Genomic DNA, 21,602 nt, shown 5'->3' on the forward strand with positions numbered 1-21,602 from the left:
GTCACCTGCCGGCCCGATCCCGAAGGTGTCGGCGATCCCCTTGGTAGCATGCGGTGAGTGGCCGCGTTCGAGTCCGTTGGAAAAGCCCTTCATGCCAAGGGCATTCGTGACGTCCGGACGGACGGCACCAGCCGGGCCGCGTATTCGTCCGATGCGTCGCTGTACCGCGTCACCCCGGCGGCGGTGGTCTTCCCCGCCGATCACGGTGAGGTCGCACGGGTCGTCGAGGTGTGCGCGGACCGGGGTGTGCCGCTGACCGCACGCGGCGCGGGCACCTCCGTCGCGGGCAACGCCGTCGGACCCGGCGTCGTGGTGGACTTCAGCAGGTACATGAACCGCGTCCTGGCCGTGGACCCCGAGGCGCGGACCGCCGTCGTCCAACCGGGCGCGATCCAGGCCGTGCTGCAGCGTGCCGCCGCCCCATACGGGCTGCGATTCGGGCCGGACCCGTCCACCCACACCCGGTGCACGATCGGCGGGATGATCGGCAACAACTCGTGCGGCTCGCGAAGCCTCGGCTACGGCAGAACCTCCGACAACGTCGCCGCGCTTCGGGTCCTCACCGCGACCGGTGAGGACCTCCACGTGGGCGGGCCAGTGGCGCGCCGGGAGTCGCCCGTCCTGGCCGAGCTCGAGGCCGTCACCCGTTCCGGATTGGCGACGATCCGCACCGAGTTCGGCCGCTTCGGCCGCCAGGTGTCGGGATATTCGCTCGAAAACCTGTTGCCCGAGAACGGATTCGACGTGACGCGCCTGCTGGTCGGCAGCGAAGGCACGCTGGCGGTGTGCACCGAGGCCACAGTCCGGCTCGTCACCGAACCGGCGCACCGGATTCTCGTGGCGCTCGGTTATCCCGACATGGCAGCGGCAGGTGACGCCACCCCCTCGGTGCTCCTGCATGCGCCGACGGCATGCGAGGGTATCGACTCGCGCATCGTGGACGTCGTGCGCGCGCGCCGCGGCAGTTCGGCGGTGCCCCCGTTACCCTCGGGTGGGGCTTGGTTGTTCGTCGAAGTCACCGGCGACACCTTCGACGAGGCCCGAGCCGCCGCATCCCGAGTCGGAAGTGAGTGCGGCGCAGTCGATTCCCTCGCAGTCGAGGATCCGGTCCGGGCCGCCGCGCTGTGGCAGATCCGGGCCGACGGCGCCGGACTCGCGGGGCGCAGCCCGGCCGGACTGCCCGCCCACGCCGGGTGGGAGGACGCCGCGGTTCCCCCGCAGCGGCTGGGCGACTACCTGCGCGACTTCGACGCGCTGATGACCGAATTCGGACTCACCGGACTGCTCTACGGCCACTTCGGCGACGGCTGCATGCACGTGCGCATCGACTTTCCGCTCGACAGACCCGGCGGTGTCACGGTCTTCCGCCGGTTCTTGTTCGCGGCCGCTGAGCTGGTCGCCGGCTACGGCGGGTCGCTGTCGGGTGAACACGGCGACGGGCGGGCGCGAAGCGAACTGCTTCCCGTGATGTACTCGCCGCAGGCGCTGACGTTGATGGCCGCCGTCAAGAACGTGTTCGATCCCGCCGACATCCTCAACCCCGGCGTCCTCGTCGATCCGTGCCCGCTGGATGCCGATCTGCGGATACCCGCCGCGCCGGCGGTACGCACGGACCTGGCGCTCGCCTATCGCCACGACGGCGGCGATTTCGGCCGCGCCGTGCACCGGTGCACGGGGGTCGGGAAATGCCGGGCCGACAACACCGCGGGCGGTGGCGTGATGTGTCCCTCCTACCAGGCGACCCGGGAGGAGAAGGACTCCACGCGGGGCCGCGCGCGGGTGCTGCAGGAGATGATCAACGGCACCGCGGTCGCGGGCGGCTGGCGTTCACCCGAGGTCCACGAGGCGCTCGACCTGTGCCTGTCCTGTAAGGGCTGCGCGTCCGACTGCCCGGCCGGGGTCGATATGGCTGCTTACAAAGCGGAGGTGCTCCACCAGAGCTACCGCAGGCGCCTGCGGCCCGCCTCGCACTACTCGCTGGGATGGCTGCCCCGTTGGGCCAAGCTCGCCGGCATCGCACCGCGCCTGGTCAACGCGTCGCTGCGGCTGCCGCTGGTCGGACCGGCCGCCCTGGCGGCGGCGGGAGTGGACCACCGCCGCGCCATCCCATCGTTCGCGGCGACGACATTCCGGTCGTGGTTTGCAGGGAACGCCGACAACCTCCGCGACGGCGACGAGGTCGTGTTGTTCGTCGACACCTTCACCAATCACTTCGCGCCGGAGGTGGGCATCGCGACTGTGCGGGTGCTGCAGGACGCCGGATACCGCCCGGCACTCGCCCCGGGGCAGCAGTGCTGCGGGCTCACCTGGATCTCGACGGGTCAGCTCGACGCCGCCCGCCGCATCCTGGGCCGCACCGTTTCCGCCCTTGCGGGGGCCGCCGATCGGGGCACCCCGGTCGTCGCCATGGAACCGTCCTGCACCGGCGTGCTGCGGTCCGATGCGGCCGAACTGCTCGGCACCGCAGAGGCGGACCGCGTCGCGCGCGCCACCCGCACACTGGCCGAGCTGCTCACCGAACGCGGCTGGCAGCCGCCATCGCTGGCCGGGGAACACGTTGTCGCACAACCACATTGCCATCACCATGCGGTGATGGGATGGAGTCCCGACGCCCGGCTGCTGCAGCGGGCGGGAGCCGATGTGCGCCGGGTCGGGGGCTGTTGCGGGCTGGCGGGAAACTTCGGCGTCGAGAAGGGCCACTACGAGGTGTCCGTCGCGGTGGCAGAACAGCAGCTGCTGCCCGCGGTCCGCGCCGCCGCACCCGAATCGACGATCCTGGCCGACGGGTACTCCTGCCGAACCCAGCTCGCCGACCTCACCGACCGCAGGGGCCGCCACTTGGCCGAACTGTTCGCCGATCGGCTGGTGCGACGGTAGCGCCTGTGTGCTGATCTGTAGGTCAGTTCAACCCGTGCCCGCGCAGGCGCTGTGGTGTCACGGATGACCCTTCGCGAAGCGATACTCTTTGGCGCATGGCCCGAAAGAACGTGCTGCTCCGACGCGACGAGATCATCGACGCGATGGTCGATCAGATCGCCATCCGGGGCATCGCGGCGACGCGGGTTGCCGACGTCGCCTCGGCGCTGGGCGTAAGCACCGGCCTGATTTTCTATCACTTCGACACCAAAGAAGCGCTGCTGGCCGCGGCGTTCCCTCGCGCCATGGAGCACGACCTAGACGACCTCGGGAAGGTCGTCGCGCGCAAGTCCGCGCCCTCGACCCGGCTGAAGGCCGTGATCAAGCTGTACTACCCCGCCAACGACGCCCCCGGCTGGCGGCTGTGGATCGACGGGTGGGCAGCGGCACTGCGCGACGAGCAGCTGGCCGAGGTGATGAAGGACATCGACGCCGAGTGGCGTGCCGCGGTCCGAGACCTGATCGTCGAGGGCAATGCTGCAGGCGAGTTCGAGTGCAGGGATCCGGCGGAGTCGGCCGCACGGATCACCGCGCTACTCGACGGCCTTGCCGTGCAGTCCGTGGTACGCAGCGCCGGTCCCACTGCGGCGCAACGTAAGCGCTGGATCGACGGGTTGCTCGACTACGAACTGCACCCTACCGGGGCCGAAAAGCATTGGTACCAATCGGTTTGAAGGGATCTGGCATGAGCGTTGACGGCGTCGCGAGCTCCTTCGAAACACTCAACGTGGCGGAGTTCGACAGCCACGTCCATGTGGAACTGGCCCGCCCGGAGAAGAAGAATGCGATCAGCGCGGCGACCGCGGCCGAACTGCACCGCGTATGCGAGCACCTGGAAACCGCCCCCAAGATCTTGATCATCAGCGGCGCCGGCGGGGTATTCGCCGCCGGAGCCGACATCGAGGAGATGAGGGACCGGCGTGCCGACGACGCGCTCGCGGGCATCAACTCACGGGTGTTCCGCCGCATCCACCACCTCCCCATGCCCGTCATCGCCGCGGTCGACGGCTGGGCACTCGGCGGCGGCGCCGAACTCGCCTACGCCGCCGACTTCAGGATCGCTTCCAGCGCAGCACGATTCGGCAATCCAGAAGTGGGCCTCGGCATCGCCGCGGCTGCCGGGGCGGCTTGGCGACTGCCCGCGCTGGTCGGCGAGTCGATGACGATGCAGATCCTGCTGGCCGGCCGGGTCCTGGACGCCGCGGCCGCGCTGGCGTGCGGACTCGTGCACGAGGTCGTCGAACCCGAGGAGCTGTTGGCCAGCGCGGTCCGGCTCGCCGAACGGATCGCCACAGGGTCGCCGTCCGCCGTCCGGCTGACCAAGGCTCTCGTCCACGCCCCGCCCTCGGCGCACCCGCTGATCGACAACGTCGCTCAGGCGGTGCTGTTCGAGACCGGCGAGAAGTACGATCGGATGACCGCATTCCTGGAGAGACGCCGTGACCACACTTCCTGAACGGGTCGGAGTCGTCGGCGGCGGCCGCATGGGCGCAGGTATTGCCCACGCCTTCCTGGTCAACGGCTGCGATGTCGTCGTGCGGGAGACCGACACCGCCGCGGCGGAGGCCGCGGCAGGCCGGATCGGGCGATCGCTCGTCGCCGCCGCCGAGCGGGGCACCGTCACCGAGGACCGAAACGCCGTCGAACGCAGGCTGCGGGTGGCCACCGATCTCGGCGCGCTGTCGGACTGCGCCCTCGTCGTCGAGGCCGTCCCGGAGAACATCGAGCTCAAGGCGACGGTACTGAACGCCGTGGAGTCGGTGGTCGCCGCGGACTGCGTGCTGGCGACCAACACCTCGTCTCTGTCGATCGACATTCTCGCGGGCGCACTTCGGGCGCCGGAGCGCTTCATCGGCCTGCACTTCTTCAATCCGGTTCCGGTCAGCGACCTCGTCGAGATCGTCACCGGCGAGAAAACGGATCCCCGCCTGAGCGTCGCGGCGGTCGAGTGGGTTGGCGCACTTGGCAAGCGCGCCATATCTGTTCGGGATTCGCCCGGCTTCGCGACGTCGCGCCTCGGCGTCGCGATCGCGTTGGAGGCGATGCGGATGCTGGAGGAGGGTGTCGCGTCGGCGGAGGACATCGACACGGCGATGCGGCTGGGCTACAAGCATCCGGTCGGCCCGCTCGCGCTCACCGACATCGTCGGCCTGGACGTGCGGCTCGATATCGCCACACATCTGGCGGATACCCTCGGTCCACGCTTCGCGCCGCCGGCGATCCTGCGCGACCTGGTTGCGCGCGGGCACACCGGACGCAAATCCGGCAGAGGGTTCTACACATACTGACCGGTCCGCCGGTTCTGACCGCCGCGGCCGACGGCTGTTGCTGCACCTGACTCGGCGGATGCAGACCAGGGTGAATCGGAACCAGTACCGTGTCCGGCATGACTCAGGGCGCCTGGCCCTACCGCCCGTACAAGCCGCCGGTGTCGACGGCCGACCTGGTGGTCTCGATCATCGTGCTGGTCGTAGCGGTGCTCATCGGCGGCGCCGGCGCGTTCATGGGCCTGTTCATGCTGGCGTTTCTCGACCATTGCCCTCCTGAGACCTGCAGTGTCGACGGTGCGGTCACCGCGGTGGTGAGCGCAGTCCTCGCCGCCGGACTGGTCGTGCTGGTCGGGATCGTCGCGACCACGATCGCGCTCGTCCGCCGGAAACCCGCCTGGCCGTTCGCGATCGCCGCCCTGTTCCTTTGCGTGGCGACGCTCGTGCTCGGGGGCGTGTGGTACGGGGGCGCGGTCGGCGCGTAGCGCCGCGGCAGCCGTGCCTGGAATCCAAGCACGCGGAATCCTCCGCGCGGTGCGAAGCGTTTGTGGCCCAGTGCAATACGATGGCGCCCGGCGCTGTCGTCGGGCACGGCTCGGCCACGGAGATCGGAGTCGAAGTGGACCAGCACGTTCGCGTGGGCGGCAGGCGGCTCGCCATTCGCCGCAGCGGCAGCGGACCGCCGGTGGTTCTGCTCAACGGGGTCCTGATGTCCCTGGCGACGTGGGAACCCGTGGTGGCGCACCTCGACGGGTTCGACTGCATCCGGGTCGACGCACCCGGACTCATGGACACTGCCGCGTCACAGCCGGTCGTCACGATGAGCGGCTTCGCGTCGCTGATCCGCGACTTGCTCGACGAACTGGGCATCGGCCGCGCCGATGTGATCGGGTATTCGTTCGGCGGGATGGTCGCCCAGCAGATGGCTTTCGATTCCCCCGCGCGGGTGCGCCGGTTGGTCCTGGTCTCCACGTCGTGTGGCTGGGGTGCGGTTCCGAGCAACCCCATCGCCTGGTGGAATGCGCTGTTGCGCGACGGCTGGCCGGCGCCGACCGAAGCGCTGCCGGTGTGGTTCATGCGGCAGTGGACCGCGGTGCTGCGTCAGGAGTTCGGCACCCGCTGGGGCGACGGGCTCTGGCTGTTCGCCGAGCAGATGGCCGCGGCAACCTCCTGGTCGAGCCTGCTGTGGTTGACGATGCTGACTCAGCGCACCCTGGTGATCACCGGCACGGTGGACACGCTGGTGCCGCCCCAGAACGCGACCGTGCTGGCATCCCGGATACCCGGCGCGCACACCTACCGGGTGCGCGGCGGGGGCCACCAGTGCCTGTGGGACTACGCCGACGAAACCGGCCCCGTCATCGCCGAGTTCCTGCGTTCAACGGATTCGGCTGCGCTCGACCAGCCTGTCCAGTTCGGCTGACATGCGGTTGGGGTACTGCAGCGGGACGAAATGCGTCGCGGGCAGTTCGACATAGCTGCTGTTGGGGGTGTTCGCGCTGGCGGCGCGCATCCGCTCGGCCGAGGTGATGGAGTCCCACGTGCCCGCCACGTAGGTCACCGGCATGTCAACGGCGCTCAGGTCGATCGGCGCGTGGTCGCCGACCGCGCGTGCCAGCCGGGAGTACCAGGGCCAGTCATGGTTGGTGAACCGCCGGAGTACACGGATCAGCGTGTCCGCGTGGACGAGGTCGAGCCCGATCGTGCTCAACCCGCGTGGGTCGAACCCCCGCTCGGGGGTTCCGGGCAGCCCGTCGCCGATGCGGTTGAGGACCGGGCCGAGATAGCGCATGAGGTGGGCTCCGAGTTGGCCCGCACGGGGTCGCAGCACCCGGGGGAGCGGATGCAGCAACGCTTCGAAGGTGCCGCCCGGCACGCCGGCGACCGCCAGCACCCCGGCGATGCGCTGTGGTGAGCGCAGGGCCGCCTCGAATGCCACATTGACACCGAGCGACCAGCCGATCACCACCGCGCGCTCCACCCCGAACGCATCCAGCACGGCGAAGAAGTCGTCGGTGTGGTCCGCGACGGTAATGCGGGACTCGTCGGCTGGGCGGTCAGAGCCGCCGAGTCCGCGGTGATCCCAGGTCATCACGCGGTACCGGTCGGTCTGCTCGTTGATCGACGGCCAGGCATCGTGCGGGGTGCCCAGGCCATTGGAGATCACCACCGGTATCCCGTGGCCCGCGTTGTCCCAAACGCGAAGACGGGTGCCGTCAATGGATACGACCGACCGGTACCCCAACACCCTGCCCTGTCCGAGAAACTATGCTGCTGTCGCGAACGATGGTAATTCCTGCGGGTCGCTCGCAACGTGCACTTGGCCGCAACTGGCCGCCCGTAATGTTAGGCCCCGTAATGTTGAGGCCTGTGAGTCGCGTCCAGTTGACGTCCGGTGCATTGCACGTCGAATCGCACGGTGATCCGCAGGGGCCCCTGATCCTGTGTGTGCACGGGCTGTCCGCCAACTGCCGGTCGTTCGATCGCTGCGTGTCCCACCTCGTGGGCGCGGGCCGTCACGTGGTGACGATGGATCTGCGCGGCCGAGGGCACAGCGAGGTCACCCCGCCCGGTTCCTATGGCTGGGACAACCACGTGCGTGACCTGATCGAACTCGCCGATCGCTTCGACGCCCATTCGTTCGAGGTGATCGGCCACTCGATGGGCGGATTCATCGGCATGGTGCTGGCGGCGGCACATCCCGCGCGGTGCACGCGGCTGGTCTCCCTCGATGCGCTGGGGGTTCCCGAAGCGAGTGCGTTGATCCCCATCGCCCGATCGGTCAGTCGGCTCGGCCAGACTTTCCCGTCGACGGATGCGGCGGTGGAGTACATCCGCTCCGGCGGGGTAATCGCGTGGGACTCGTTCTGGGACAAGTACTTCGACTGGGAGTTCGAACCGGTTGACGACGGTGTCCGGATTCGCACCTCTCTGGCGGCGGTAACCGAGGACAGTGTGTACGCGACCACGCAGGACATCTACCAGGTGTGGACCCGAATCGAATGCCCGGTCCTGGTGGTGCGGGCCACCAGGCCGATGGGGCCGGAAGGCGGGCTGGTGGTGGCGGCCGCGGATGCGGAGCGTTTCGCGGCCACCGCGGCCGGCCGATTGGTCGTCGATGTCGATGCCGACCACTACACCGTGCTCACCGAGCCGGCGGCGATCGACGCGGTGACGCGATTTGTCGGCGCCGCGCCGCCCAACGGCTGAGCCCGCACTCCGTGGCCGCGCCGGTGGTGCGCGTCACCCATGCCTAGATTGTTAGTGCACTATCTATTAGTGTACGGTTAGTTAGTGCCCACATTGGACTCGTTCACCGACGACCCCCTCGCGCTCGACCAGCAGGTGTGCTTCGCGCTCGCGGTCACCAACCGCGCGGTACTCGCCGTGTACCGGCCGCTGCTGGAGCCGATGGGCCTCACCCATCCCCAGTACCTCGTCATGCTGGCGCTGTGGGATCACCACCGCTCCGAGGCCTCGCGGGATCCGCTGTCGGTCAAGCAGATTGCCGCGTCCCTTCAGCTCGACTCGGCGACGCTGTCGCCGATGCTCAAACGCCTGGAGTCGATGGGTTTGGTGACACGCACCCGCAGCCTCACCGACGAGCGCGCCACCGATGTCAGCCTCACCGAGGATGGCATCGCACTGCGCGAGCGGGCCCTGGCGATTCCCTTCGCCGTGGTCGAGCGGCTCGGCGTCAGCCTCGAGGAGCTCGAACGTCTGAGGGACGTGCTGACCGGAGTGAACGCCGCGGCGCTGGCCGCGGGCGCGCTGGCCCGGCCCGGTGACGAACCGGCGCCGCACACCGAACCCTGACAGCCGGTCGAAACACGGCCACCGACCATCTACGCAGGCAATGGAGGAAGAACCCATGAGCGACACGTACACCCGCCCGGACCCGGTGCGCTGGTTCTGGTACGTCTACGGGGGCACCCTGGCCCCCCGCTACCGCGAGTGGGTCTTACACGACCTGGCCGGGCCGACGCGCTGGGTCCGCCAGATCGTGCGGACCGTCGCGGTGCTCGTCCCCCTCGCAGTCGTCGGGCTGGTGATCGCGGGTCCGACCTGGATCACCTGGCTGGCGATCCTGGGCGGTGTGGGACTGGCATTGATGTACGCGCTGTCCTACATCGATCAGTCGGCCGAGCACCGTCTGCTCAAGCACGGATTCCCGGACGGCACCCTGCGACGGACGCTCGCCGAACGCAACTCGGAGTCCATCGCGGACAAGACCCAGCGTTACGACTCGATGTATCGGGGGGCGTCGTCCGGCCAGTAGACGCGCGTCGTCGATGTTTTGGATCGTCTCACCGGACCGGTGAGCGCGGCGTAGCGCACTACGTGCGCTTCGACAACGGTCCCGAATACGTGGCGCACGCCGTGCATGACTGGTGCCGATTCAACAGTGCTGGTTCACTTTTCATTGATCCCGGCTCGCCCTGGCAGAACGCCTAATTTGAATCGTTCAACGGTCGGCTCCGTGATGAACTACTCAACGCGTGGCGCTTCGACTCGCTATTGGAAGCCCGCGTCATCATCGAAGACTGGCGCTGCGACTACAACGCTGACAGGCCCCACTCCGCCCACGGAGAACTCATCCCAGCCGAGTTCGCTCTACAGTGGGCCACGACCCACCAACCCCAAGCCGCATAGCGACTGGACCACCAAACGGGTCCCCCTCACCCCGTCGCTAGGCCGTGAGGATGATTGCTGCGATCGGACAGTTCACAGCCATTTCCGTCCGCTCGTTGCTATACGCACATACAGTCTTGACTGATGCGCTGCTAACTTTGCCGGGGAGGACGGAAGATGATCCCAAAACCTCTCATTGGCGCGGTCGCCGCAGCAACGATGTCTGTCCCGTTCGCCGGAGCGGCGTGGGCCGATGTTTCCGTCTCGGTCGGCGGTGTCACGGTGATGGACGACGGCGGTCCGAGCACGGCATTCACAAACGGCCTGAACTTCGCTTATGCGGCCAACGACAGCGAGGCGGGGGCGATCGGGCCTTTCGGAAATGTCGCTATCGCCACCAATAACAGTTATTCGGCTGCCGCGGGGTTGTTCAACACGGCGATCGCCGACAACGACAGCGATGCGAGTGCGGGCTACGCCGGTAGTGGAAACACCGCGATCGCGCGAGATGGCAGCTCCGCTGGAGCCTACGACGGCAACTTCAACACCGTGCGAGCCACGAATAACAGTTCCGCGCAGGTGTACATCGGAAACTTCAACACCGTCACGGCAACCGACGGCAGCACCGCGCTCATCTCCGGCGACGCCAACAGGGTCACGGCGCGCTGCGGAGGTGAGGTGATTCTGGAAGCCCAGGGGCAAGCCATCACGACACCCTGCGAAGCGGGATGAGCAAGAACAACGCTGAAGACGGTCCACGCGACTCCTGGTGGCGGGCGGACTTCGTACCCCCTTCGCGACCCTCAGCTGAGGCGCGCACGCGACTAGCTGTTTGGAGGCATCCAATTACGTCGGAGTATCTGGCCGGCCAGGTCTCGCGGCCGGTGGTTGTCAGCACTGGCCACGTCTTTGCTGGGGCGGCAGCGGAGAGCACGTTTGAACCGTAGACCCGAATTCGCCTCGGTCCACGACACGCCCGCACATACCCACTTCCAAGAGAATTCGGGGACGTTGGGGATCTTCACGTCGGGAGTGCCGGCGTCGACGAGGAACGTCGTCGGGGCATGGCCGGGTTCGACGTTGGCCAGCACGATCAGGTAGTCGGCGACGTTGCCGACGAGAATTCTGATCCCGCGCCGGCTTGCGAGCTGGCAACGGCGTCGCGGGCGGGTCGCCGGTGATCCCGTGCCGGGGCGCCGATCGCCCGGCGGCCTATTGTTGGCGGAGTGTCCGAACCGTCCAGCGACCACGTGCGCGAGCTTCGTGCGCGCCTCGACGGCCTGACGATCCGCGATGCCGACCGGCTCGGGCGAAGGCTGAGGAGCCACAGGGCTACCGAGCAGCTGGATCGGATTGCGGAACAGGTCACGGCCGCGGAGGGTCTGATCGCGGCGCGGTTGGGGGCCGTGCCCGCGATCACCTACCCCGACCTGCCGGTCAGCGAACGGCGAGACGAAATCGCCAGGGCCATCGCCGAGCATCAGGTGGTGGTGGTGGCCGGGGCGACGGGATCGGGCAAGACCACCCAGCTGCCCAAGATCTGCCTGGAACTCGGCCGCGGAATCAACGGCACCATCGGCCACACCCAGCCGCGGCGGCTGGCGGCCCGCACTGTGGCCCAGCGCATCGCCGACGAACTCGGCACGCCGCTGGGCGACGCGGTCGGCTACACCGTCCGGTTCACCGATCAGGTCAGCAACCGCACCCTGGTCAAGCTGATGACCGACGGCATCCTGCTGGCCGAGATCCAGCGTGACCGCAGGCTGCTCCGCTACGACACCCTGATCCTGGACGAGGCGCACGAACGCAGCCTCAACATCGACTTCCTGCTCGGCTACCTCCGAGAGCTGTTGCCCCGCAGGCCCGATCTGAAGGTGATCGTCACGTCGGCGACGATCGAGCCGGAACGTTTCGCCGCGCACTTCGCTACTGAGGGTGGCCCCGCCCCGATCGTCGAGGTCTCCGGCCGCACCTACCCGGTCGAGATCCGGTACCGCCCACTGGAAGTCCCCGCACCCTCCGATGACGACGACGATCCCGACGATCCCGACCATGACGTCGTGCGCACCGAGATGCGCGATCAGACCGAAGCCATCGTGGACGCGGTGCATGAGCTGGCCGCCGAACCACCGGGCGATGTGCTGGTGTTCCTGTCCGGCGAACGGGAGATCCGCGACACCGCCGAGGCGCTGCGCGGTGCACTCGACCCGCTGACCACCGAGGTGCTTCCGCTGTACGCCCGGCTGCCCACCGCCGAGCAGCAGAAGGTCTTCTCGCCGCATACCGGCAGACGAATCGTGCTGTCCACCAACGTCGCCGAGACATCCCTCACCGTTCCGGGCGTGCGCTACGTCGTCGATCCCGGCACCGCTCGCATCTCCCGCTACAGCAGGCGCACCAAGGTACAGCGGCTGCCGATCGAGCCCATCTCGCAGGCCTCCGCCGCGCAACGAGCGGGCCGATCCGGTCGTACCGCGCCCGGTGTGTGCATCCGCCTCTACTCCGAGCCGGACTTCGAATCACGGCCGCACTACACCGATCCGGAGATCCTGCGGACCAACCTCGCGTCGGTGATCCTGCAGATGGCGGCGCTGGGCCTGGGAGACATCGAGGCGTTCCCGTTCCTCGATCCCCCCGACCGGCGCAGTATCCGCGACGGCGTGCAGCTGCTGCAGGAACTCGGCGCGTTCGATGCCCGCGGAGCGGATGCGGCCGGCGCACATCAGCCGGCCATCACCGATGTCGGCCGCCGCCTGGCCCAGCTGCCGATCGACCCGCGGCTGGGCCGGATGATCCTGCAGGCCGACGCCGAAGGTTGCGTGCGGGAGGTGCTGGTGCTGGCCGCGGCGCTGTCGATCCCCGACCCGCGGGAGCGCCCGACCGACCGCGAGGAGGCCGCGCGCCAGAAGCACGCCCGCTTCGCCGACGAACACTCCGACTTCACCTCGTACCTCAACCTGTGGAACTACCTCGCCGAGCAGCGAAAGGCGCGTTCGGGTAACGCATTTCGGCGGATGTGCCGTGAGGAGTTCCTGCATTACCTGCGGATTCGCGAATGGCAGGACCTGACGGGACAGCTGCGCAGCATCGCGGCTGGACTCGGGTTGAAGGAAGGTGGCGGGGCCGGCGAACCCGCCGACCCCGCGCGCGTGCACGCAGCGCTGGTGGCAGGATTGTTGTCGCACGTCGGACTTCGGGAAGGGGAGGCCCGGGATTATCTGGGAGCCCGCAACGCGCGGTTCGTCCTTGCGCCTGGATCCGTGCTGACGAAGCGGCCGCCCCGCTGGATCGTGGTCGCCGACCTCGTCGAGACCAGCCGGCTGTACGGGCGCATAGCGGCACGGATCGAACCGGAGACCGTCGAGCGTGTCGCCGGGCATCTGGTGCAGCGCACCTACAGCGAGCCGCACTGGGATGCCAAGCGCGGAGCGGTGATGGCCTTCGAAAGGGTGACCCTCTACGGCCTTCCGCTGGTGCCGCGCCGCCGCGTCGGATACGCCGACATCGAGCCGGACGTGGCGCGCGACCTGTTCATCCGGCACGCGCTGGTCGAGGGCGACTGGCAGACCCGGCATCACTTCTTCCGCGACAACGCCCGGCTGCGCGAGGAACTCGCCGAGCTGGAGGAGCGCGCCCGCCGACGCGACCTGCTGGTGGGCGACGACGCGGTCTATGAGCTCTACGACACCCGCATCCCCGCCGGGGTCGTGTCGGCGCGGCATTTCGACGGCTGGTGGAAAAAGCAGCGGCATAAGACGCCCGACCTGCTGACCTTCACCCGTGACGAGCTGCTGCGTGCGGAGGAGAACACGGCCGACCGGCCCGACACCTGGCGTGCCGGTGACACGTCACTGCCGCTGACCTATCGGTTCGAGCCGGGCGCCGACGACGACGGCGTGACGGTGCACATACCGGTCGGGGTGCTGGCCCGTCTCGGCGGTGAGGAGTTCGGCTGGCAGGTGCCCGCACTGCGCGAGGAACTGGTCACCGCACTGATCCGCTCGCTGCCGAAAGACCTGCGCCGCAACTTCGTTCCCGCACCCGACACCGCCCGCGCGGTGCTCGCCGCGATCCAGCCGGGTGCCGAGCCGCTGTTGGAGGCCCTGCAACGCGAACTGCGCAGGCGCACAGGAGTTCTCGTGCCGGTCGGCGCGTTCGACCTGGACAAGCTGCCCGCGCATCTGCGGGTGACCTTCGCCGTCGAGTCACCCGACGGCATCGAGGTGGCCCGTGGCAAGGACCTGGGGGCGCTGCAGGAACAACTCGCCGCGCCGATGCGGCAAGCCGTCGCCGATGCCGTTGCCGGCGATCTGGAACGAACCGGGCTGCGCACGTGGCCGGACGATCTCGATGAGCTGCCGCGCAGCGTCGAAGGCGCCCGGGGCGGCCACACCGTCCGCGGGTTCCCCGCGCTGGTCGACGCGGGCGCGACAGTGGACGTGCGGGTCTTCCCCACCCGGATCGAACAGGACACCGCGATGAGACCCGGTACCCGCAGGCTGCTTCGGCTTTCGGTGCCGTCGGCCGGCAAGGCCCTGGAGCGGGCCCTCTCCCCGCGCAGCCGTCTGGTACTCGGCAACAATCCGGACGGTTCGCTGGCCGCGCTGCTCGACGACTGCGCCGACGCCGCGGTGGATGTGCTCGCGCAGGAACCGGTGTGGACCCGCGCCGCCTTCGCGGCGCAGCGGGACCGCGTCGCGGCTGGCTTGGTGCCGACCACCCTCGAGATCGTCGGCCGCGTCGAGGACGTGCTCGCCGCCGCGCATGACGTCGACATCGCGATTCCCGACAAACCGTCGGCGGCGCAAGCAGATTCGATCGAGGACATCCGGACACAGCTGAGTGTGCTGTTGCCGCCGGGATTCGTCACCGCGGCGGGCAGGTCGCGCCTGGCCGATCTCACCCGCTACCTCACCGCCATCCTGAGGCGCCTCGAGCGGCTGCCGCACGCGCTGAACGCCGACCGTGAACGGATGGGCAGGGTGCATGCCGTCGAGGATGCCTACGACAATCTGCTGCAGGCACTCTCGCCGGGGCGCGCGGCTGCGGCCGACGTGCGCGACATCGCGTGGATGATCGAGGAGCTGCGGGTGAGTCTGTGGGCCCAGCAGCTGGGCACCGCCCGGCCGGTCAGCGAGCAGCGGATCCACCGGGCGATCGACGCAGTCGTCAGCTGAGATTTGCTGAACGCCGATGAACACGAGTTGGATCAAGCTCGGCGACCCCAACGATCCCACCACCGAGATGGGCCCGTGGCCAACGGGCTGCAGTACGAGAGGGTTCTCCACTACCTGGAGACGGTGTTCACAGACGTGACGCCGCAGATGACGGTGGTGCGTGAGGAGCGCTTCGGCTAGCCTAGGTTTGCTTGTGGCGCTTGGTGATTGGCCATAGCCTTGCGGTGTGGAGCAAATGTCCCATTCCGGTGAGCCGCACGTCGGTTCGGTTTCGTCGAAGCTGAACTGGCTGCGGGCGGGCGTACTTGGTGCCAATGACGGGATCGTATCCACGGCGGGCATCGTCGTCGGTGTCGCAGCGGCAACGGCCGATCGCGCGCCGATCGCGATGGCGGGTATCGCGGGGCTGGCGGCCGGTGCGGTGTCGATGGCGCTGGGCGAATACGTATCGGTGAGCACCCAGCGCGATACCGAACGTGCACTGCTGAGCAAGGAACGGCGCGAGCTGCGCGACGACCCCGCCGCCGAACTCGACGAATTGACGGACATCTACGAGAAGAAGGGGCTCGCCGCGTCGACGGCCCGGTCGGTGGCCGAGCAGCTCACCGACCACGATGCATTCGCGGCCCACGCCGAGGCTGAACTCGGTATCGACCCTGACGTTTTGACCAACCCCTGGGCGGCGGCGTTCTCCTCCGCGCTGTCGTTCACGACGGGAGCTGTGCTGCCATTGGTGGCCATCCTCCTGCCACCAACGTCGCTACGCGTCCCCGTCACGGTCGTGACCGTGCTCATCGCGCTCGCGATCACGGGGTTGGTCAGTGCGCGTCTGGGCGGAGCACCCGTCGGGCGGGCGGTTCTGCGCAACGTCGTGGGCGGCGGCCTGGCGCTCGCCGTGACGTACGCGATCGGACACCTGGTCGGCGGCGTGATCGGCTGACCGTGATCGCCGACATCGATGGGGCCTATCCTGACCGAAACGTCGGGAGGTGAGTTGTGTGCGAAGAGAATCCGGGGCGCTCGAGGACGCGGTCATCGATGTCCTCGAGGCAGCCGGTGCACCACTGAGCGTCTCGCAGGTGCGGGCGGCGCTCGACGGCGAGTTGGCGCACACCACGGTCATGACCGCGCTCACCCGGCTGACCCGCAAGGGCCTGCTGACCCGGACCAGGCAGGGCCGCGCCTACACCTATGAATTGGCCGTTCGTACCGGCGAAATGCCGGCACTGGAGGCGGCGATGAGGATGCGGCGCGAACTCGATGGCCGCGCGGAACGCGCCGACGTGCTGGCCAACTTCGTCGCCGGCCTGGCGCCCGAGGACGAGGCGGTACTGGCGGAGTTACTCGAAAAGTCCGACGACGCGAAGCGCCGGCGGTGACGGTCTGGGCCGTGCTGGCCGGATCGTGGTGTCTGGCAGGTGTGCTCGCGGTTGTGTTGCCCCGGCTGGATGCGGTGTTCACGCCGGTCTGGCTGCTCCGCTTGACAAGTGTGGGAGCGCTGTTGCTGGCGGGGGCCACCACGACGGCGGTTGTGGCGGCGGCAAGCATCGCGGCGACGGCCCAGCACCCCCTGGGCCGGCCGGTGGCCACCGGGCTGGTGCTCGCCATCGGTATCGGCGCCTGTCGGGCCGTCGGGCACGGTGTCCGCGTGCGGTCGAGTTGGCGCGGCGGTGCGCCGTTCCGCCACGCCGGCCATGGCCGACCCGGCGGTGTGCTCACGGTCGATGACGACTGGCCCGCCGCGTTCGCCGTCCCGGGTCGTGGCGCCGTGGTGGTGTTGACCACCGGCCTGTGTGAGGCGTTGCCCGACGACGAGATGGCTGCGGTGATCCGACACGAACGGGCACACCTGCGATCCCGGCACCATTTGTACATCCATGCTGTCGAGATCGCGGCGTGCCTGAATCCGCTGTTGGCCGGATGGCCGCGGGTCGTGCGCTACGCGGCCGAACGGCAGGCCGACGAGTCGGCGGCGCATCCCGACCGGGCGGTGGCGGCACGCGCCGTTGCCCGGGCGGCGATGCTGTCCGCACGAACAAGTTCCGCCCGCCATGACACGGCCGGACGGATCGACGGCGGCTGTCGGGACGTCGTGCGTCGAGTGCAGGCCTTGCAGGGCACCGCGCCGGGCAGGCAGCGCCGCTGGGCGCTGGCGGTCGCTGTCGTCCTCGTCGTCGGCGTCGCCGCCGATCTGGGCATGAGCGCGGACGTCGCCCAGGACCGGATAACCCCCGAACCGGGTGAGGCGGTCTCGGTGGTGGTCGGCTGATCGGCGCTATTCGCCGCCCGCCGCGACTTCACCCCACGCGGATTGCGCCCCCGAATCGCCGATCCGGTAGACCTGGACGGTCGCGGCAACCGCGGCGACGATGACCAGTGCCGACACCGCACCTGCCAGAAGGCGAGGCAGTGGCCGTCCACGATTGCCGCGTAGGTGTACCACGACAAGCCCCACCGCCGCGACGAGGATCGCGGCCGAGAAGTACAGCATCGTGTCGCCGAGTGCGGCGTGTGCCTCGACCGCGGTGCTCTCGCCCACCCGGTGCTCGAGCCATTCGCCGGCCTCCGTCGTGAGTGGGGTGAGTGCGACGCACGCGATCGCGAGCGCCAGTACAAGCCAGACGAGGCGGCGCAGCGCCGCCGGCCACAGCGCGCAGACGACGGACAGCGCGGCCGTCAAGGGCGTGAGTACGACGAGGAAATGCACCAAAAGGACATGGGCGGGAAGACCGTTCACGGTGGACACGACAAAAATACTACATAACTTGTAGTAGTTGGGTGGACGCGCACATCAAGATCACAGTCGGCCGACAGGCACTCACGGCGGTCCTTCCGCCGGTGCGCGCTATCCGGACTCGGATGCGGACGCGGTGGACCGTTGCTGCCAGGGCCAGCGGCCGGTGATCTCGAGCTCCAGTGAGAAGCTTAGGAAGGTCCGGATCGCGACGATGCCTGCCAGCACCGCGATGTTGCGGGCATCCGGGGTGACCGCAACCGTCTTGATGATGTCCGCGGCCACCAGAAACTCCAGCCCGAGCAGGATCGAGCGGCCCAGGTCACCGCGCAGCCTGCGGTAGACGTCCGCGTCCTTGCCGAGCGCGCGGCGGGCCGCGACCACCGATGCCCACACGGTGCCGATGGCGATGATCGCCACACCCACACCGTCGATCACGGTGCCGACCGTCTCGACGGCCTCGACGAAGCCCATGGCCGAACAGTAGAAGAGCTAAGGCCACGGAGCCGGGCAGCGCGCCGTATTCGCGGATCAGCCCCCGGCGAATCCGGCCTTGGCCAAGACCTTCTGCCCCGTTTCGCTGGTGACGAGGTCGACGAACTTCTGCGCCAGCTCCTGGTGCGTGGAGCCCTTGAGTACCGCGATCGGGTAGGTGTTGACGGCCTGGTCAGCCTCGTGGAATGGGACCGCCGCGACCTTGTCACCCGCGCCGATGGCATCGGTGACGTAGACGACGCCTGCGTCCGCCTGCCCGGTCGTCACCTTGTTCAGCACGTCGGTGACGGAGGTCTCCTCGCTGACGGGGGACAGCGTCACCCCGGTGGCGTCCTCGACCTTCTTGGTCGCCCCGCCGCACGGCACCGGCTCGGCGCAGATGACCACACTGACACCCGGCTTGGTCAGATCCTGAAATGACGTGATGCTCTTCGGGTTTCCCGGCGTCACGGCGATCGTCAGGGTGTTCGACGCGAAGTTGAGCGGCTGACCGTCGAGTAGGCCGGCCTGCGCGGCCTTGTCCATGTTCCTGCTGTCGGCCGACGCGAAGACATCGGCGTGTGCACCCTGGGTGAGCTGGGTGACCAGGTCAGATGAGCCGGCGAAGGAAAACTCCACCGACGAGCCCGGATTGTCGGTTTTGAACTGATCAGCGATCTCGGTGAACGTGGACTTCAGGGAGGCGGCTGCGAACACCATGATCTCGCCACCCTCCGACGAGGCGTCCGGTGGCGCGGATGTCGTCGTGCCCGATGTCGTTGTGCCCGAGGATGAATTGCTTCCCGATCCGCATCCGGTGACCAGCGCCAGCGCCACGACGCCCGCCAGCACCAGGCTCCTCGCCGGTGTCATGACTGTCCTTTCGGTGTTTCGACGATCACCGTGGTGGCTTTGACGACGGCGACGGCGATGCTGCCGGGCTCGAGCTTGAGTTCCCGAACGGCCTCCGAGCTCATCAGGGAGACGACAGTGAACGGTCCGCACTGCATCTCGACCTGGGCCATCACCGTGTCGGTGATGACGTTGGTGACAAGCCCGGTGAACCGGTTGCGCGCCGAGCTGGCGATGCCGAGCGGATCGCGTGGAGCCGCCCCGGCGTTGGCTCGGGCGAACTGCGCCAGAGCGGCGCCGTCGATCACCTTGCGTCGCGCGTCGTCGTAGGTCGCCGGGAGATTGCCGTCGTCGATCCACCGGCGAACGGTGTCGTCGCTGACCCCCAGAAGATCGGCGGCATCACGAATACGCAGCTTCGGCACCGCCGAATGGTAGCCAGACGATTACGCCGAAACAACCGCATCTGCGCTTTTTTAATCTGAATATCACCGTATCTGCGGAGTCATGCTCGTTACGTCGATCGCCCGCGGCCCACCCCCCGGTGCTGGCGGGGCAGAAGCAGCCAGCCGTGTGCGGGCGAAGCGCCTTACTTCGTATGTCCGTGGTTGTTGGAGATCTGGAAGGCGGCGACGTCGTATTGGCTCACGACGTGGGGATTGCCGCTACTGGTTCCCCCCTTGGAGTCCGGGTTGGCATAGCGTGTCTCCGCGTTGGCGAACCCGCCGCTGCTGAAGCCCGGCGGCGAGACCGGCGAGGCCGGAGACCCGGCTTCCTGGTTCGGTTGACCGGTGCTGTTCGGGTTGTCGCAGGCGTCGTGTGGATTGTCGGCAAGTGCAACTCCGGCCGGCGACACCGCGACTAACACGGCGACCGGGCCGGGGAGGATCACGGAACGCTTCATGAGGTTTCCTCCAATCGTGAGGGGCCGTTATCGACATGTTCGAGACGCCGGATCGGTTCAACGCGAAGAGGTTCCACATTGAGGTTGCCGTATGATCAGCGGACCTTTAATCGCTTGGTGCACAGACATTGTCAAGCTGTCGAACAGAAGTCTCCCAAGGGGCGCAGAGCATCGAGTCAGGCGCGACGCGCTACGGACTGCTGCCTGCGGGTGGGGCGGCGCCCTGATGGCTCAGGATGTAGCCGTTGAGGTCGGCGAGAAGTCCCCACGGCGACGCAGGGGCGGGTGCGCAGACCGGCGGGCACTGCGTCAGCTGCCAGGTCTGGCAGTCATTGGTGGTGAACGTCGTGTCGGTCGCGTCGATCCGCACGATCTGTGGCTTCTTGGTCATCGCGTTGTCCACGATGGAGTCGCCGTTGGCGCGCTTCCAGTAGCAGACGCCGCCGTCACCGGGGCCGGCCGAGCTGTAGGTGCCCGGCTGGATGTCGGTCCCGACCGCGTACGTTCCGTTGCCGTCGATCGTCACAGCGGCGGGAGGTGCCGGTGCGGGCGTGGCATCGGGATCCGCCGAGGCGACCCCGGGTGCGAACGACCACGCGGCGCCGGCCAGCGCCACTGTTGCCACGATCCTCGATGCCCACATCGACCAACAGCTTAGACGGGCTCGGCAAATATGACCACGCCGCCTTCCTTTGCGCGCAGCTGGCTCACAGGGTCGACAATTTGTCGTGCGAAGTCGAGACAGCCTGCGGTGCAGGCCGCACGATATGTGTGCGCGACAGCAACGTCGCAGCCGAATGAAAGGGTGAGATGGCACTTCCAGTCGCAAGGGTCGTCGTCGTGTGCATGGCCGCCGCCGCCATCGGCACCGGTGTCTCGATCGCCGCCGCCCCGTCGAGCGGGGCAACGGTGTGCGGTTCGGTGGGCGGGGCCCATGTCGATGTCAGCGGATGCGCCGACCCGTTCTACGAGCTCAACGACGCGCTGCCACCGCCGCCCCCGCCTGCGTACGTGCCACCGCCTGCCTATCCGCCACCACCCCCACCTCCTCCGCCGGTCTACTATCCGCCGCGCCCAGACGTGAGTGTCTGCGCCGACGTCGGCCGGCGAGTGAGCGTGAGCGGCTGCGTCTGAGGCACCGGGCCGCCGCCGGGAATGCCGCCGTGCGGCGGCCAGTTGCCCCAATCATGACCGACGTCACATTCGATCCGAGAACCCTCCTGGCGGAGGGCCGACTCGGCGTACTTGCAACCATCAAATCCAACGGGATGCCTCAGCTCTCCCCGGTCACACCGTCCTACGACAGGACCGCCGAGGTCATCCACGTGTCGATGACCGAAGGCCGGGCCAAGACGGCGAATCTGCGGCGCGATCCCCGCGCCGCGATCGAGGTCACCAGCGCAGACGGCTGGTCATGGGCCACGGCCGAGGGACCCGTGACGCTGACCGGTCCGGGCAGCGACCCACATGGCCCGGAGGTGGAGGCGCTCGTCGATTACTACCGCAGTGCGGCGGGTGAGCATCCGGACTGGGATGAGTATCGCTCCGTGATGGTGTCCGATCGCAGGGTCTTGATGACGATGAGGATCGAGCGGGTCTACGGGGAGCGGATTCGCTGACCTGCGGGCCTTCCTGGAACGGGCCGG

At 68.3% G+C, this 21,602-nt stretch carries 23 protein-coding genes and 1 pseudogene; 17 read left to right on the forward strand and 7 right to left on the reverse strand.

Annotated features, from left to right (window positions below; genetic code table 11):
* Nucleotides 1-57 precede the first annotated feature (57 nt).
* The 6 genes from ADBZ6K_RS03300 to ADBZ6K_RS03325 all read left to right on the forward strand — a co-directional run bounded on the left by ADBZ6K_RS03300 (nt 58) and on the right by ADBZ6K_RS03325 (nt 6,606).
* Nucleotides 58-2,877, forward strand: a complete 2,820-nt coding sequence (locus ADBZ6K_RS03300) for an FAD-binding and (Fe-S)-binding domain-containing protein (protein WP_526344427.1) — start codon at nt 58-60, stop codon at nt 2,875-2,877.
* 95 nt (nt 2,878-2,972) lie between these two features.
* Nucleotides 2,973-3,590: a TetR/AcrR family transcriptional regulator gene (locus tag ADBZ6K_RS03305; protein WP_526344428.1), complete on the forward strand. Its 618-nt coding sequence runs from the start codon at nt 2,973-2,975 to the stop codon at nt 3,588-3,590.
* An 11-nt stretch (nt 3,591-3,601) separates the two neighbouring features.
* Entirely contained in the window at nt 3,602-4,372 is a 771-nt protein-coding gene (locus ADBZ6K_RS03310) for an enoyl-CoA hydratase/isomerase family protein (protein WP_526344430.1), read from the forward strand.
* Nucleotides 4,373-4,400: 28 nt separating this feature from the next.
* Entirely contained in the window at nt 4,401-5,204 is an 804-nt protein-coding gene (locus tag ADBZ6K_RS03315) for a 3-hydroxyacyl-CoA dehydrogenase family protein (RefSeq protein ID WP_526344856.1), read from the forward strand.
* Nucleotides 5,205-5,302: 98 nt separating this feature from the next.
* A complete protein-coding gene (locus ADBZ6K_RS03320; RefSeq protein WP_526344431.1) occupies nt 5,303-5,668 on the forward strand; it encodes a hypothetical protein in 366 nt (121 codons plus the stop codon).
* Nucleotides 5,669-5,748: 80 nt separating this feature from the next.
* The gene (locus tag ADBZ6K_RS03325) at nt 5,749-6,606 is read left to right on the forward strand and encodes an alpha/beta fold hydrolase (RefSeq protein WP_526344432.1); all 858 of its coding nucleotides are present in this window, start codon (nt 5,749-5,751) and stop codon (nt 6,604-6,606) included.
* Here the strand turns inward: ADBZ6K_RS03325 and ADBZ6K_RS03330 are convergent.
* Nucleotides 6,562-7,353, reverse strand: coding sequence for an alpha/beta fold hydrolase (locus tag ADBZ6K_RS03330; RefSeq protein WP_526344433.1), 792 nt, complete (start codon nt 7,351-7,353; stop codon nt 6,562-6,564). The two genes, ADBZ6K_RS03325 and ADBZ6K_RS03330, sit on opposite strands and share 45 nt — an antisense overlap.
* A gap of 200 nt (nt 7,354-7,553) precedes the next feature.
* Between ADBZ6K_RS03330 and ADBZ6K_RS03335 the strand changes: the two genes are divergently transcribed.
* The 9 genes and pseudogenes from ADBZ6K_RS03335 (at nt 7,554) to ADBZ6K_RS03375 (ending at nt 17,261) form a co-directional block, all read left to right on the forward strand.
* On the forward strand, nt 7,554-8,393 hold the full coding sequence (locus ADBZ6K_RS03335; RefSeq protein WP_526344435.1) for an alpha/beta fold hydrolase: 840 nt from the start codon (nt 7,554-7,556) through the stop codon (nt 8,391-8,393).
* 84 nt (nt 8,394-8,477) lie between these two features.
* Nucleotides 8,478-8,999, forward strand: coding sequence for a MarR family winged helix-turn-helix transcriptional regulator (locus tag ADBZ6K_RS03340; RefSeq protein WP_526344436.1), 522 nt, complete (start codon nt 8,478-8,480; stop codon nt 8,997-8,999).
* A gap of 55 nt (nt 9,000-9,054) precedes the next feature.
* On the forward strand, nt 9,055-9,462 hold the full coding sequence (locus tag ADBZ6K_RS03345) for a DUF5313 family protein (RefSeq protein ID WP_526344437.1): 408 nt from the start codon (nt 9,055-9,057) through the stop codon (nt 9,460-9,462).
* Between the two features lie 44 nt (nt 9,463-9,506).
* A pseudogene (locus ADBZ6K_RS03350) lies at nt 9,507-9,836 on the forward strand (integrase core domain-containing protein); the annotation flags it as partial.
* A gap of 261 nt (nt 9,837-10,097) precedes the next feature.
* On the forward strand, nt 10,098-10,547 hold the full coding sequence (locus tag ADBZ6K_RS03355; protein WP_526344439.1) for a hypothetical protein: 450 nt from the start codon (nt 10,098-10,100) through the stop codon (nt 10,545-10,547).
* Nucleotides 10,548-11,041: 494 nt separating this feature from the next.
* A complete protein-coding gene (gene hrpA, locus ADBZ6K_RS03360) occupies nt 11,042-14,992 on the forward strand; it encodes an ATP-dependent RNA helicase HrpA (RefSeq protein ID WP_526344440.1) in 3,951 nt (1,316 codons plus the stop codon).
* Nucleotides 14,993-15,227: 235 nt separating this feature from the next.
* Nucleotides 15,228-15,932 (forward strand): VIT1/CCC1 transporter family protein, encoded by a 705-nt coding sequence (locus tag ADBZ6K_RS03365; RefSeq protein WP_526344857.1) that lies wholly within the window; start codon nt 15,228-15,230, stop codon nt 15,930-15,932.
* A gap of 58 nt (nt 15,933-15,990) precedes the next feature.
* A complete protein-coding gene (locus ADBZ6K_RS03370) occupies nt 15,991-16,371 on the forward strand; it encodes a BlaI/MecI/CopY family transcriptional regulator (RefSeq protein WP_526344441.1) in 381 nt (126 codons plus the stop codon).
* Nucleotides 16,368-17,261: a M56 family metallopeptidase gene (locus ADBZ6K_RS03375; protein ID WP_526344442.1), complete on the forward strand. Its 894-nt coding sequence runs from the start codon at nt 16,368-16,370 to the stop codon at nt 17,259-17,261. The genes ADBZ6K_RS03370 and ADBZ6K_RS03375 overlap by 4 nt, the downstream gene beginning before the upstream one ends.
* Nucleotides 17,262-17,267: 6 nt before the next feature.
* Here ADBZ6K_RS03375 and ADBZ6K_RS03380 read toward each other — a convergent pair whose 3' ends face one another.
* The 6 genes from ADBZ6K_RS03380 to ADBZ6K_RS03405 form a co-directional block, all read right to left on the reverse strand.
* Entirely contained in the window at nt 17,268-17,738 is a 471-nt protein-coding gene (locus ADBZ6K_RS03380) for a DUF2231 domain-containing protein (RefSeq protein ID WP_526344443.1), read from the reverse strand.
* A 99-nt stretch (nt 17,739-17,837) separates the two neighbouring features.
* On the reverse strand, nt 17,838-18,200 hold the full coding sequence (locus ADBZ6K_RS03385; protein ID WP_526344444.1) for a DUF1622 domain-containing protein: 363 nt from the start codon (nt 18,198-18,200) through the stop codon (nt 17,838-17,840).
* Nucleotides 18,201-18,257: 57 nt separating this feature from the next.
* Complete coding sequence (gene modA / locus ADBZ6K_RS03390) at nt 18,258-19,073, reverse strand: molybdate ABC transporter substrate-binding protein (protein ID WP_526344445.1); 816 nt, start codon at nt 19,071-19,073, stop codon at nt 18,258-18,260.
* Nucleotides 19,070-19,477, reverse strand: a complete 408-nt coding sequence (locus ADBZ6K_RS03395) for a TOBE domain-containing protein (protein WP_526344446.1) — start codon at nt 19,475-19,477, stop codon at nt 19,070-19,072. Before ADBZ6K_RS03395 ends, modA begins: the two co-directional genes overlap by 4 nt.
* Before the next feature lie 164 nt (nt 19,478-19,641).
* Nucleotides 19,642-19,956, reverse strand: a complete 315-nt coding sequence (locus ADBZ6K_RS03400; protein WP_526344447.1) for a hypothetical protein — start codon at nt 19,954-19,956, stop codon at nt 19,642-19,644.
* 190 nt (nt 19,957-20,146) lie between these two features.
* The gene (locus ADBZ6K_RS03405; protein WP_526344448.1) at nt 20,147-20,599 is read right to left on the reverse strand and encodes an Rv1352/Rv1906c domain-containing protein; all 453 of its coding nucleotides are present in this window, start codon (nt 20,597-20,599) and stop codon (nt 20,147-20,149) included.
* 167 nt (nt 20,600-20,766) lie between these two features.
* On the opposite strand from ADBZ6K_RS03405, the gene ADBZ6K_RS03410 reads away from it, so the two are divergent.
* A complete protein-coding gene (locus ADBZ6K_RS03410; RefSeq protein WP_526344449.1) occupies nt 20,767-21,090 on the forward strand; it encodes an RNA-binding protein in 324 nt (107 codons plus the stop codon).
* A 53-nt stretch (nt 21,091-21,143) separates the two neighbouring features.
* On the forward strand, nt 21,144-21,575 hold the full coding sequence (locus ADBZ6K_RS03415) for a PPOX class F420-dependent oxidoreductase (protein WP_526344450.1): 432 nt from the start codon (nt 21,144-21,146) through the stop codon (nt 21,573-21,575).
* Nucleotides 21,576-21,602 lie beyond the last annotated feature (27 nt).

It is taken from the genome of Mycobacterium sp. (genome assembly GCF_044223235.1).
Lineage (GTDB): Bacteria > Actinomycetota > Actinomycetes > Mycobacteriales > Mycobacteriaceae > Mycobacterium.